Source organism: Geodermatophilus obscurus DSM 43160, assembly GCF_000025345.1.
Taxonomy (GTDB): Bacteria; Actinomycetota; Actinomycetes; order Mycobacteriales; family Geodermatophilaceae; genus Geodermatophilus; species Geodermatophilus obscurus.
Window position 1 is genome coordinate 5,196,876 of sequence record NC_013757.1, and the last position, 13,548, is coordinate 5,210,423.

The window sequence follows — 13,548 nt, forward strand, 5'->3', positions numbered from 1 at the left end:
CGCCGCCGGGTCGGGGGCGGGGACGCGGGGACGGCGAGCGGGCACCCACCGACCCTGACCGACACCTGCGCCGACGGCGACCGGGGGAACGCGACGAGCCGCTGACGAGGGCATCAGCGGGCCGCCGCCGGTGTTGTACCCGGCGATGACCGCGCAGCTCGCACCGCTCGTCCCCGCCGCTCCCCCGCCTACCACTCCCCCGTCCACCCGCCTCTGGACGCCGTCGCGCGTCCTGGTCACCCGCTCGGCCGCGGAGCGGCCGCACGGGCAGCGCATCCTGGCCCGGCTCGAGGCCGCCGGGGTGTCCGACGTCGAGCTGCTGCCCGGCGACCGGCTGCCCAACCTGCGCGGGGACGGCGACCGCGCGGCGTTCATGCGCGCCAAGGACACCCTCGCCGTCGTCGTCCCGCCGCCGTCCAAGCGCAAGCTGCAGCCGATCCCGCCGTCCGCCGACTGGCGCGTCGACCTGGCCGAGGGCTGCCCCGCGCACTGCCAGTACTGCTACCTCGCCGGCTCCCTGGGCGGCCCGCCGATCACCCGCGTGTGGGCCGACCTCGACGAGGTGCTCGACGAGCTCGACGCCTACGTCGGCCGAGGCGCCATAACCTCCGGCACGCTCGAGCGCGGCGGGGAGGGGACGACGTTCGAGGCCTCCTGCTACACCGACCCGCTGGCCATCGAGCACCTGACCGGCGGTCTGTCGCGGATGGTCGAGCACTTCGGCACACACGACTGGCCCGGCCCGGTGCAGCTGCGGGCGACCACCAAGTTCGACGGCGTCGCCGGCCTGCTGGACCTGCCGCACGGCGGCCGCACCCGGCTGCGGTTCTCGGTCAACGCGACGTCGGTCGACCGGCGCTTCGAGGGCGCCACGGCGAAGGTGCCCGCGCGGCTGCGGGCGCTGTCGGCGATCGCGGCGGCCGGCTACCCGGTCGGCCTGACCATCGCGCCGATCATGCCGGTCGAGGGGTGGCGGGAGGAGTACGGCGCCCTGCTGGACGCCGTGGCCGCCGCGCTGCCGGCCGGCGCCGACCTCACCGTCGAGTGCATCACGCACCGGTTCACGCCCGGCAGCAAGGAGACGCTGCTGGACTGGTACCCGCGCACGAAGCTCGACATGGACGAGGCCCGCCGCACCACCAAGCGCGGGAGGTACGGCTCGGTCAAGCACGTCTACCCGAAGGAGACGATGGCCGAGCTGCGCGGCTGGTTCGAGGCCGCGCTGGCCGAGCGGCTGCCCCGGGCCCAGCTCCTGTACTGGACCTAGGGCAGCCGCCGCGGCCGTGGCCCCGTCCCGAGACTCGGAACGGGGTCCTCTCTCAGGCGGCCGGGATCATCCCGTTCGGGTCGAGGATGTACTTCTTCGCCGCGCCCCGGTCGAACTCCTGGTAGCCGCGCGGCGCATCCTCCAGCGGGATCACCTCGGCGTTCACCGCCTTCGCGATCTGCACCCGGTCGTGGAGGATCGCCATCATCAACTGGCGGTTGTAGCGCATGACCGGGCACTGGCCGGTGGTGAACGCGTGCGACTTCGCCCAGCCCAGGCCCAGCCGGATGGACAGCGACCCCGTCTTCGCCGCCTCGTCGGCCGCGCCCGGGTCACCGGTCACGTAGAGGCCCGGGATGCCGAGCGCGCCGCCGGCCCGGGTGATGTCCATCAGCGAGTTGAGCACCGTGGCCGGCGCCTCACGCTCGGCGTCCTTCCCGTGCCCGCGGGCCTCGAAGCCGACCGCGTCGACGCCGCAGTCGACCTCGGGCTCGCCGAGGATCTGCTCGATCTGGTCCTTGGGGTCGCCCTGGGAGACGTCGACGGTCTCGCAGCCGAAGCTGCGGGCCTGGGCCAGCCGGTCGGCGTTGAGGTCACCGACGATGACGACGGCGGCGCCGAGCAGGTGCGCCGAGGCCGCGGCCGCCAGCCCCACCGGGCCGGCCCCGGCGATGTAGACAGTCGAGCCGGTACCCACCCCGGCGGTGACGCAGCCGTGGTAACCCGTCGGGAAGATGTCCGACAGCATCGTCAGGTCGCGGATCTTCGCCAGCGCCTGGTCCCGGTCCGGGAACTTGAGGCAGTTCCAGTCCGCGTACGGGACCATCACGTACTCGGCCTGGCCGCCGGTCCAGCCGCCCATGTCGACGTAGCCGTAGGCCGAGCCGGGGCGCTCGGGGTTGACGTTCAGGCAGATGCCGGTCTTGCCCTCCTTGCAGTTGCGACAGCGGCCGCAGGCGATGTTGAAGGGCACGCTGACGATGTCACCGACCTCGAGGAACTCGACGTCGGCACCCTTCTCGATGATCTCGCCGGTGATCTCGTGGCCGAGGACCAGGCCCTCGGGCGCCGTCGTCCGCCCGCGGACCATGTGCTGGTCACTGCCGCAGATGTTGGTGCTGACCGTCTTCAGGATGACCCCGTGCGGGGTCTTGCGACCGACGTTGGCCGGGTTGACCCCCGGACCCTCCTTGAGCTCCAACCCGGGGTAGTCCAGGTCCGCGACCTCGACCTTGCCGGGCCCCATGTACATGACTGCTTTGTTGCCTGCCACGGACGATCCTCTCGTCGGCGCCGGCACGCCTCTGTGCCGGCCGGGGTGCCCACCGCCCGGACGCCCCGGTGGCCGGTCCCCTCTGTCCGCGACGGTCCTCCGGGGCTCGGGGGCGGCAGGGGTCCGAGTGTGGTCCCCGCCACCCCCGGTGCGGCGCGGCGGAGTGCGGGACCGGGACCCGACACACCGACCGCGGACACGTAGCGTGGCCTGTCGTGCTCGTCCTGCTGCCGCCGTCGGAGACCAAGGCCCCCGGTGGGGACGGCGACCCGCTGGACCTCGCCGCACTCTCCTGGCCCGAGCTGACCGACGTCCGCGCCGGCCTGGTCGAGGCGCTGGTCGAGCTCGCCGGGGACCTCCCCGCCGCACGGGCCGCGCTGGGCCTGTCGCCGACGCAGGACGACGAGGTGGCGCGCAACGCCGAGCTGCTCGGCGCCCCGACGATGCCGGCCCTGGCGCGCTACACCGGCGTCCTCTACGACGCCCTGGATGTGCGTTCGCTGACCCGCGCCCAGCGCGCCCGGGCCGACCGGCGGCTGGCGGTCGGGTCCGCGTTGTTCGGCGTGGTCCGCGCCACCGACCGCATCCCGGCCTACCGGCTGTCGGCCGGTTCCGCCCTGCCCGGCCGGCCGACGCTGCGGGCCCTGTGGCGGCCGACGCTGGGACCGCTGCTCGCGGCCGTCGACGAGCTGGTGGTCGACCTGCGCAGCAGCGCCTACGCCGCGCTCGCACCGGTGCCCGGCGCGGTGACCCTCGACGTGCTGTGCGAGCGCCCGGACGGCACGCGGGTAGTGGTCAGCCACTCCAACAAGGCGCACAAGGGCCGCGTCGCGCGGCTGCTCGCCACCACGACGGGAGAGCCGGGGGACGTCGTCCGGCTGCGGGCGCTGCTGCGCCGGGCCGGGTTCCACGTGGAACACCCCGGCGGCACGGCACTGACACTCGTCGTCCCCGCGGATTGGGCCACCCGCTGACCCGGCACGCGGCGTCGCCGCCGAAGTGATCTGCGTCAGGATCGTTGCACCCAACCGGTGGCGCATGGCATAACTGCGGGGACGCGCGCAGCTCGAGCAGTCGTGGCCGCCGGTGGGCTCGGACCACCCGGCACGGGGCGTCGACAACGGAGAGGTACCGGTGGAGGGATCCCCGCGGCAGCGCGGCGCTGTGCGCACGTCCGACCTCGAGTCGGCGGCCGAGGTGCTGCGCGACGACCCCGCGCGCACCCGCGCGGCCCGTCGCCTCCGCATCGCCCAGCACGGCTCCCTCGCCGTCGACCGGCTGGTGGAGCTGGCCGCGCGGCTGCTCGGCGCGCAGGCCGGCCAGATCTCGCTGCTCGACGACGTCCAGTCGGTCGCCGCTGTCGCCGGGCTGCCGCCGGGTGCCGCGACCAGGGAGACCGGCCTCGCCGACACGCCCTGCACGCTCGCCGCGGCCGGCAACGAGGTGCTCGCCATCTCCGACGCCCGGGCCGACGAGCGGGTCGGCCGGCTGCCGCAGGTGACCGGCGGACAGGTCGTCGCCTACCTCGGCGCCCCGCTGACCGACGGGGAGGGCCACGTCGTCGGGACGCTGTGCGTGTTCGACCCGCTGTCCCGGGAGTGGTCGGAGACCGACGCCGCCACGCTGCAGCAGCTCGCCGCCTCGGTGGTGACCGAGCTCGAGTACGCGGCGCTGACCGGCGAGTACGAGCGTCAGCACCTGCGCTGGCGGCTGGCGATGGACGCCGGCGGGGTGGGCACCTTCGACTGGGACCTGCGGTCCGGCGAGCTGGTGTGGGACGACCCGCTGATGGCGATGTTCGGCTACACCCTCGACGACTTCGACGGCACCATCACCGCCTTCAACCGGCGGCTGCACCCCGACGACCTGCCCCGCGTCAGCGAGGCGCTGCGCGCCTGCATCGACCTCGTCGGCGACTTCGAGGCGGAGTACCGCGTCGTCCGCCCCGACGGCGAGACCCGCTGGGTGCAGGCCCGCGGCCGGGCGCTGGCGGGCGCGGACGGCAGCACCATCCGCGTGCTCGGCGCCGCGTACGACACCACCGAGGACCGCACCGGCGACGTCCGCGTCGCGCGCGTCCTCGAGGCGATGCCGGCCGGCTTCTACTCGCTCGACCACGAGTGGCGCTTCACGCACGTCAACGCCGAGGCCGAGCGGCTGCTCGGCCGCAGCCGCGAGGAGCTGCTCGGCCAGGTCATCTGGACGGCGTTCCCGGCGACGGTGAACAGCGACTTCGAGAAGTACTACCGCAGCGCGGTGCGGAGCGGGGAGCCGGTCAACTTCGACGCGCACTACCCCGCGCCGCTCGACGGCTGGTACGAGCTGCGCGCCTGGCCCAGCCCCGAGGGCCTGTCGGTCTACTTCATCGAGGTCACCGAACGGAAGCAGGCCCGCGAGCACGCCGAGCGCTCGGCGCAGCGGCTGGCCCTGCTCGCGCAGGTCAGCGCGGAGCTGGCCGGGACGCTGGACGCCCAGGCCGCCACCAGCCGCCTCCCCCGGCTGGTCGTCCCCGGACTGGCGCAGTGGGGCATCGTCACCGTGGTCGACGCCGACGGACGCCCGCGCGACGTCGGCTGGTGGCACGCGGAGCCGTCGTCGCGCGCGCTGGTCGAGCGCTACGCCGCCGTCCGGCTGGACGCGATGCCGGCCACCTCGCCCGTGGCGCGGGCCCTGCTGGCCGGTGAGGCGGTGCGGGCGAACGCCGACGAGGTGGTCGCCCTCCTGGCCGACGGCGAGGCGCGCGACCTGCTGACCGCGCTGGCACCGGGCGCGGCGGTCTGCCTGCCGCTGCGCGGGCGGGGACGCACCCTGGGCGTGCTGACCCTCTACTTCGGCCGCGGCGACATGCTGTCGCGGGAGGACCTCGCCACCGCGCAGGACGTCGCCGACCGCGCCGGCCTGGCCCTGGACAACACCCGGCTCTACACCCAGCAGCAGCAGCTGGCCGAGGGACTGCAGCGCAGCCTGCTCACCGAGCCGCCGGAGCCCGACCACGCCGAGATCGCCGTCCGCTACCTGCCCGCCATCGAGGCAGCGCGGGTCGGCGGCGACTGGTACGACGCGTTCCTGCAGCCCAGCGGCGCGACGATGCTGGTCATCGGCGACGTCGTGGGGCACGACACGGAGGCGGCCGCGGCCATGGGCCAGCTGCGCGGGCTGCTGCGCGGCATCGCCACCTACAGCGACGCGTCACCCGTGGAGGTGCTCCGCGGGCTGGACGCCTCGATGGCGGTGCTGCAGACCCACGTGCTGGCCACGGCCGCGCTGGCCCGCTTCGAGCAGACCGACGACGAGCGCCGGCGCGGCATCACCCGCATGCGCTGGGCGAACGCCGGACACCTGCCGCCGCTGGTTATCAACCCCGACGGCAGTGTGGCCGAGCTCGCCGCCTGGAGGGGCGACCTGCTGCTGGGCGTCGACCACGAGGTCGAGCGCCGGGAGTCGGTGGTGACCCTCGACCGCGGGTCCACGGTGCTGCTGTTCACCGACGGGCTCGTCGAGCGGCGCGACGCCGACCTGGACGCCGGCCTGGTGCGGTTGCGGGAGGCGCTCGCCGAGGTGTCCCACCTGCCGCTCCAGCAGCTGCTCGACGAGGTGCTCGAACGGCTGGTCGACGGCCGGCCCGAGGACGACGTCGCGCTGGTCGCCGTCCGCCTGCACCGCCAGGACCGCCCGCGCCCGGTCGAGGCCGGCCCCAACGAGGTCCCGGACGTCGTCCCGCCGGACCCGGCCTGATCCCCCCACTGCCGGTGTTCCTCGTGCTCTGCGCGTCCTGCAGGACCCGGAGAGCACCCGCAGTGCGTGTCAGAGTTCCCGGGTGACGACTTCCACCGACGAGCTGTGCCTGCGACCGGCGACCGAGCTGGCGGCGCTGATCCGCTGCCAGCAGCTGTCCGCCCGTGAGCTGACCGACGCCTGCCTGGAGCGCATCGAGCGGCTCGACGGCCAGGTCAACGCGGTGGTCACGCTGGACGCCGAGGGCGCCCGGGCCGCGGCCGACGCCGCCGACGCCGCACTGGCCGCCGGCGAGGACGTCGGCCCGCTGCACGGGCTGCCGGTGGCGCACAAGGACACCCACGTCACCGGCGGCATGCGGACCACCTGGGGCTCACCGCTCGCCGATACGGTGCCGGCGGACGACGAACTGGTGGTCGCCCGGCTGCGTGCGGCCGGGACGGTGCGCATCGGCAAGACCAACGTGCCGGAGTTCGCGGCCGGCTCGCACACCTTCAACCCGCTGTTCGGCGTCACCCACAACCCGTACCGGCACGGGCTGTCGGCCGGCGGGTCGAGCGGCGGTGCGGCCGCGGCACTGGCCGCCGGTCTCGTCCCGGTGGCCGAGGGCAGCGACTTCGGTGGCTCCCTGCGCAACCCGGCGGCGTTCTGCAACGTCGTCGGGCTGCGGCCCACGCCGGGGCGGGTACCGACCTGGCCGGCCGCGATGGCCTGGTCGCAGCTGTCGGTGCAGGGCCCGATGGGGCGCACGGTGGCCGACGTCGCGCTGGTGCTCTCGGCGATCGCCGGGCCGGACCGTCGCGTGCCGATCTCCCTCGACGACCCCGGCGCCCCCTTCGCCGCGCCGCTGCCCGAGCGCCTCGACGGGCTGCGCGTGGCCTGGGCGCCGGACCTGGGCGGGCGGGTGCGGGTGGACCCGGCCATCACGGCGGTGCTGGCGGAGAGCGTGGCGGTGTTCGAGGAGCTCGGCGCCACTGTCGAGACCGACTGCCCCGACCTCTCCGGCGCCGACGACGTCTTCGGCACGCTGCGGGCCTGGGTGTTCGACGCGACCTTCAGCGACCTGGACCGGCGGCACCCGGACCAGCTCAAGGAGTCGATCCGCTGGAACGCCGCGCTGGGCGCGGAGCTCACCGGTGCCGACATCGCCCGCGCCGAGATGGCCCACACGGCCCTCTACGAGCGCGTCGTGGCCTTCTTCGACCGCTACGACGTCCTGCTGGCGCCGACGACGCAGGTGCTGCCCTTCCCGGTGGAGGCCGAGTACCCCACCGAGATCGACGGGGAGCCGCTGGCGGACTACCTGGCCTGGATGCGCTCCTGCACGCTGATCACGCCGACCGGCTGTCCCGCGCTCTCGGTGCCGGGCGGGTTCACCCCCGACGGGCTGCCGGTGGGCCTGCAGGTGGTCGCCCCGCCGCGGGCCGATCGGCGGGTGCTGGAGGTCGGGCACGCCTTCGAGCAGGCGACCCGCTTCGGCGAGCGCCGTCCGTCCCTCTGACGTCGTCTGCCGCTGTCTAGCGCTTGGTCTAGATGACGGCAGACTACTCGATGATCCGGGTCTCGACCGAGGTATGCGGTTCTCTCGGGCTGGCGCTAGACAGCTGTAGACGGCGCTCGACCCGACGGGTCCACCACCCGGGCGGCGAACGTCGGCAGTCCGGGACCCTCGAGGTGGTCGAGTGCGACGGGCCGGCCGGCCATGGCGAGCACCAGGTCGACGGTCCGCCCCTGCACCAGCGGCCCCTCCCCCACGGCGAAGGACCCGTCGGAGGCCTCGAGCCGCAGACCGGCCGACCGCCGCTTCGACGGGACCGTGAAGTCGCGCGCGGCGAAGAAGCGCGCCACGCGCTCCAGGGCCGCCGGCGCGTACGCGTGGGAGATCCCCAGCGGACGGCGGACGTCCTCGCCGTGCACGACGACCTCCCCCAGCCACGCGTCGACGTGCCCACTCGGCGCCGTCCTGCTGTCGACGACTCCCCGGAACCGCCGGAGCGTCTCCTCCGGCCTGCCGCCCAGCTGCTCGCGCAGCCGCATGTCGACCATCCGATCGACGTCGAACCGGCAGCGGGCGAGGCCGGCCAGCCAGCGGAGGGGACCCGAGCTCGCCCCTGCGGTCAGGTGCGCGACGACCTCCTCGACGTCGAGTCCCGCGCACAGCGACGGCGTCCGCCAGTCGTCCTCGCCGAGGTCCTCGAGGTCTGCCACCAACGCGGTCCGCTCTGCCGCGACCGCCTGCCATCCGTCCGTCACGCCCATCGGACCGGCGCCCCCCTCCGGACTCATCGGTCGCACTCGGCGGGGGGCTCAGCCGGGGCGGGGCTCAGCCGGGTCGGCGCAGGCCGCGCAGGGTCCGGACGGCGACCAGCAACTCGGCCAGCTCCTGCCGGTCCCCCGCCGCGATGTCGACCAGCTGGGCCGCCGCCCGCTGCTGCGTGCCGTCCCAGCAGGTCACCCAGCGCTCCACGAGCTCCGCGGCGTCCTCGGTGGTGCCCGTCCGTCCGCTGAGCACCTCGGCGGTGAGCGCGGCCTGCTCACCGGTCAGGTCGTCGCGCAGCGAGGCGCGGGCCATCGCCGGCCAGCGGCGATCGCGGGGCAGCGCCACCACGAGCTCACGCAGCGGCACCAGCGCCAGCCGCTCGGCCACCGCCTGGTGCACCCGGCCGGCCAGCTCGATGGGCGCGCCGGTGCGCTCGGCGACGAGCGCCAGGTCCAGCGCGGCCGGCAGCAGGGGTGCGGCGGCCACCTCCGCGGCCAGCGTCTCGGGCACCCCCGCCCGCCGCAGCCGCTCGGTGCGGTCGGCGTGGGCGGCTGCCTCGGCACCCAGCAGCCACGACGGCAGCCCGGCGCGCACCGCGGCCACCGGGGCGGCGAACCGGTCCGTCACGTCGCCCAGCGGTGCGGCCTCCTCCGCGGCCAGCTCGGGGAGCCGCAGCAGCCAGCGCGCGGCCCGCTCGGCCAGCCGGGTCGCCTCGGTCCGCAGCTCCACCTGGGTGGTCGCCGGGACGCGGTTGTCCAGCGGGCGGACGGCGTCCCAGAGCCGGTCCACCTCGAACACCGCCCGGGCCACCGCGTGGGCCCGCACCACCCCGGCCAGCGGCACGCCGGTCTCCTCGACCAGCCGGAACAGCCCGGTCACGCCGGCGACGTTGACCGCGCGGTTGGTCAGCGCGGTGGCGATGATCTCCCGCCGCAGCGGGTGTCCGCTGACCGCGGCGGGGAAGCGACGGCGCAGCTCGGCGGGGAAGTAGCCGACGAGCAGCGCCTCCAGCGCCGGGTCGTCGGGCAGGCCGGAGGCCAGCACGGCGTCCCCGGTCCCCAGCTTGGCGTAGGCCAGCAGCACCGACAGCTCCGGGCCCGTCAGCGCCTGCCCGTCGCGCCGCCGCTCGGCCAGCTGCCGGTCGTCGGGGAGGAACTCGACGCTGCGCACCAGCCGGCCGGAGCGCTCCAGCGCCCTCAGGAAGCGCTGGTGCGCGTCGAGCAAGCTCCGCGCGGACGTCGTCTCGACAGCCAGCGTCGCGTTCTGGGCGTGGTTGTCGTTGAGGACGGCGGCGGCGACCTCGTCGGTCATCTCGCCGAGCAGCGCCGCGCGGCCCTCGGCGTCCAGCTCGCCGGCCTCGACCACCCGGTCCAGCGCGATCTTGATGTTGACCTCGTGGTCGGAGGTGTCGACGCCCGCGGAGTTGTCGATGGCGTCGGTGTTCACCCGCCCGCCGGCCAGCGCGTACTCCACGCGGCCGCGCTGGGTGAGGCCGAGGTTGCCGCCCTCCCCCACCACGCGCACCCGCAGGTCGTGGCCGTCGACCCGGACGGCGTCGTTGGCCTTGTCACCCACGTCGAGCGCGCTCTCGGTGGAGGCCTTGACGTAGGTGCCGATGCCGCCGTTGAACAGCAGGTCCACCGGCGCCAGCAGCACCGCGCGGATCAGCTCCACCGGGGGGAGGGTGTCGACGTCCTCGGCCAGGCCCAGCGCCGCCCGCATCGGCTCGCTGACCGGGATGGCCTTCGCCGTCCGCGGCCACACCCCGCCGCCCGGGCTGATCAGCGCGGGGTCGTAGTCGGCCCAGGAGGAGCGCGGCAGGTCGAACAGCCGGCGTCGCTCGGCAAAGGAGGTCGCGGCGTCCGGCGTGGGGTCGACGAAGACGTGCCGGTGGTCGAAGGCGGCCACCAGCCGGATGTGCTCGGACAGGAGCATCCCGTTGCCGAACACGTCGCCGGACATGTCGCCGACGCCCACGACGGTGAAGTCCTGCGACTGGACGTCGAGGTCGAGCTCGCGGAAGTGCCGGGTCACCGACTCCCAGGCGCCGCGGGCGGTGATGCCCATGGCCTTGTGGTCGTAGCCGACCGAGCCACCGGAGGCGAAGGCGTCGCCCAGCCAGAAGCCGCGCTCCAGGGCCACCGCGTTGGCCAGGTCGGAGAAGGTCGCCGTCCCCTTGTCGGCGGCGACGACGAGGTAGGTGTCATCGGCGTCGTGCCGGACCACCCGCTCGGGCGGGACGACCTTCCCGTCCACGAGGTTGTCGGTCAGGGACAGCAGCGCACCGATGAAGAGCCGGTAGCAGGCCTGCCCCTCGGCGAGCCACGCGTCGCGACCCGCGCTCTCCGGCGGCGGCTTCCGGACGACGAACCCGCCCTTGGCACCGGTGGGCACGATGACGGTGTTCTTCACCATCTGCGCCTTGACCAGGCCCAGCACCTCGGTGCGCAGGTCCTCGTGCCGGTCGGACCAGCGCAGCCCGCCGCGCGCGACCGCCCCGAAGCGCAGGTGCACGCCCATGACCCGCGGCGAGCTGACCCACACCTCGCGGGCCGGGCGCGGCTCCGGGACGTCGGGCACCTCGGCGGGGTGCAGCTTCAGCGCCAGCGGGCCGCCCGCGTAGTACGTCGTCCGCTGGGTGGCCAGGACGGCGGCGAGCATCGCGGTCAGCACCCGGTCGGCGTCCAGCGACTCCACCGCGCCGATCGCCTGCCGCAGCGAGGCGACCAGCTCGTCGGTGCGCCGGGCCCGTCCGCCGTCCCGGCCCGGGGAGAAGCGGGTCTCGAACAGCGCCACCAGCCGGGCGACGACGTCGGGGTGGGCGGCCAGCGTCGTCTCCACGTACCGCTGGCCGAAGGGCAGCCCGGCCTGCCGCAGCCACTGCACGTAGGCGCGGACGACGGTGACCTGCCGCCAGTTCAGCCCGGCCAGCAGCACCAGCGCGCCCAGGCCGTCGTCCTCGGCGTCGCCGCGCCAGACCGCCGACAGCGCCTCGGTGAACCGCTCGGGCAGCGAGCCGGGGAAGGGCAGCTCCCCGGCCGGCGCGGTCAGCCCGAAGTCGTAGATCCAGGCCAGCGGGGCGCCGATCCGGTCGATCTCGTAGGGCCGCTCGTCGACGACGTCGACGCCCAGGTGCTGCAGCATCGGCAGCACGTCGGACAGCAGCAGCCGCTGCCCCACCCGGTAGACCGCCAGCCGCGGCTCGGACACCGACGTCCCGGCCGCGCGGCGCAGCACCAGGCCGAGCTCGCCCTCGGCCAGCCCGTCGAGCCGCTCGAGGTCCTCGACGGCGGTCGTGGCGGGGAAGTCCTCCTGGTAGGCGGCCGGGAACGCGTCGGCGACCCGGGCGAACCGGCGCTCGGCGTCCGCGCCGTAGCGCGCCTTGAGGGCGTCGGCCAGCTCGTCGGTCCAGCTGCGGACGACGGCGGTCAGCGCGTCCTGCAGGCCCGCGACGTCGACCTCGAGCAGCGTGGACCGCCCGCCCCGCGCCACCGGCGGGCGGACGACGAAGTGCAGCCGGGCCAGCACCGACTCGGTGACCCGGGCGGTGTACTCGATGCTGGAGCCGCCGAGCCGCTCGAGCAGCAGCTGCTGCACCGCCAGCCGGACCTGGGTGGTGTACCGGTCGCGGGGCAGGTAGACGATCGCCGACCAGAACCGGTCGCCGGGGTCCCGCCGCAGGAACAGCCGGGTCTGCCGGCGCTCCTGCAGGTGCAGCACGGCCAGCGCGACCGGCAGCAGCTCGTCGGTGCCGACCTGGAACAGCTCGTCGCGGGGGTAGGTCTCCAGGACGTCGAGCAGCTCCTTGCCGGTGTGGCTGTCGGCGGGGACGCCCGAGCGCTCCACCACCTCGGCCGCCCGGCGGCGCACCAGCGGCACCTCGCGGACGGTGTGCGCTGCCGCGGCCGACGGGAAGAGGCCGACCAGCCGGTGCTGGCGGGCCGGGTCGCCGTCCGCGCCGGGCAGGGTGACCGTCACCTGGTCCAGCCAGGTGCGGCGGTGCACGGTCGAGCGGGCGTCGGCCTTGCTCACCGCGATCAGCGTCGCGCCCGGGGTGGCCTCGGGGGTGGTGGCGGTGTCGGCGTCGCTGCGCAGCACGCCCAGCCCGCTGCCGGCGACCGGACGGGCCGTCGTGCGGCCCCGGGTGCTCACCAGGTCGACGTCCCTCGCGCCGAGGAGCACGAAGTTGCCGTCGGTGAGCCAGCGCAGCAGCGCCGCCGCCTCCGCGGGGTCGTCCGCCGGGTCCGCGGACCCGCTCGCCGGCGCCCGGTCGAGCCGGTCGGCGAGCTCCAGGGTGCGGGTCCGCATCCGGGCGGCGTCCTCGTCGACGGCCCGGACGTCGGCCAGGACGGTGCGCAGCCCGGCGACCAGGTCGCCGGTCGCCTCGTCGTCCAGCGGCCCGTCGAGGACGACGGCCATCCAGGACTCGGCGAGCGCGTCGGCGCCGCACGCGCCGGGCTCGGCGCTGTCGCAGAAGGCGCGGATCCGGCCGGTCACGTCGCGGCGGACCACCAGCACCGGGTGCACGACGTGGTCGATGCGGAAGCCCTGCCGGACCACCTCGGCGGTGACCGAGTCGACGAGGAAGGGCATGTCGTCGGTGACCACCAGGACCATCGAGCGGGGGCCGGCGCCGCCGCGGGCGGGCAGCTCCTGGACGTCGACGGTGGCCGCCCCCTGGGGACGCACCTCGGCCAGCCGCAGGTGGCGCAGCGCCAGGGAGGCGAGGTCGGCCGGGTCCTGGTCGAGGACCTCGGCGGCCGGCTCGCTCCAGTAGTAGCGGCGCAGCAACGCGGGGACGTCGTCGGCGCTGCAGCCGGGGGGCAGGCCGGCGTCGCGCTCCAGGGCGGCACGGGCAGCTCGCTCGAGCAGCAGGTGCTTGTCGTGGGTGGCCGCCTCGAGGGCGGCGAGCTCGGTCGCGGCGGCGGGCGCGCCGTCGTCCGCGGGGGCCGGTACCGGGATCGCCGGGACCGTGCCGGTGGTGCGGGCCATGACAGCGACGCTAGCCCCGCG

Annotated in this window: 7 protein-coding genes; 4 read left to right on the plus strand and 3 right to left on the minus strand. The window is 75.2% G+C overall.

All coding sequences use genetic code 11. The features are described 5' to 3' along the window. Window positions 1-145 precede the first annotated feature (145 nt). The gene (locus GOBS_RS24430) at window positions 146-1,267 is read left to right on the plus strand and encodes an SPL family radical SAM protein (protein ID WP_012950936.1); all 1,122 of its coding nucleotides are present in this window, start codon (window positions 146-148) and stop codon (window positions 1,265-1,267) included. Between the two features lie 52 nt (window positions 1,268-1,319). On the opposite strand, the gene fdhA is transcribed toward GOBS_RS24430, so the two are convergent. After that, window positions 1,320-2,540 (minus strand): formaldehyde dehydrogenase, glutathione-independent, encoded by a 1,221-nt coding sequence (gene fdhA / locus GOBS_RS24435; protein WP_012950937.1) that lies wholly within the window; start codon window positions 2,538-2,540, stop codon window positions 1,320-1,322. A gap of 215 nt (window positions 2,541-2,755) precedes the next feature. Between fdhA and yaaA the strand changes: the two genes are divergently transcribed. The 3 genes from yaaA (at window position 2,756) to GOBS_RS24450 (ending at window position 7,776) form a co-directional block, all read left to right on the plus strand. Then, complete coding sequence (gene yaaA, locus GOBS_RS24440) at window positions 2,756-3,514, plus strand: peroxide stress protein YaaA (protein WP_012950938.1); 759 nt, start codon at window positions 2,756-2,758, stop codon at window positions 3,512-3,514. A 190-nt stretch (window positions 3,515-3,704) separates the two neighbouring features. Next, window positions 3,705-6,275, plus strand: coding sequence for a SpoIIE family protein phosphatase (locus GOBS_RS24445; protein ID WP_208104355.1), 2,571 nt, complete (start codon window positions 3,705-3,707; stop codon window positions 6,273-6,275). 82 nt (window positions 6,276-6,357) lie between these two features. Then, the gene (locus GOBS_RS24450; RefSeq protein ID WP_012950940.1) at window positions 6,358-7,776 is read left to right on the plus strand and encodes an amidase; all 1,419 of its coding nucleotides are present in this window, start codon (window positions 6,358-6,360) and stop codon (window positions 7,774-7,776) included. A 95-nt stretch (window positions 7,777-7,871) separates the two neighbouring features. Here GOBS_RS24450 and GOBS_RS24455 read toward each other — a convergent pair whose 3' ends face one another. Beyond that, entirely contained in the window at window positions 7,872-8,561 is a 690-nt protein-coding gene (locus GOBS_RS24455; protein ID WP_012950941.1) for a maleylpyruvate isomerase family mycothiol-dependent enzyme, read from the minus strand. Window positions 8,562-8,598: 37 nt separating this feature from the next. Further along, window positions 8,599-13,527 (minus strand): NAD-glutamate dehydrogenase, encoded by a 4,929-nt coding sequence (locus GOBS_RS24460; protein ID WP_012950942.1) that lies wholly within the window; start codon window positions 13,525-13,527, stop codon window positions 8,599-8,601. Window positions 13,528-13,548: the final 21 nt, after the last annotated feature.

Excerpts from the sequence above, each read along its gene's own strand:
- GOBS_RS24430 (WP_012950936.1), top strand. The coding sequence starts at position 146 with ATGACCGCGCAGCTCGCACCGCTCGTCCCCGCCGCTCCCCCGCCTACC.
- GOBS_RS24455 (WP_012950941.1), bottom strand. The coding sequence starts at position 8,561 with ATGAGTCCGGAGGGGGGCGCCGGTCCGATGGGCGTGACGGACGGATGG.
- GOBS_RS24460 (WP_012950942.1), bottom strand. The coding sequence starts at position 13,527 with ATGGCCCGCACCACCGGCACGGTCCCGGCGATCCCGGTACCGGCCCCC.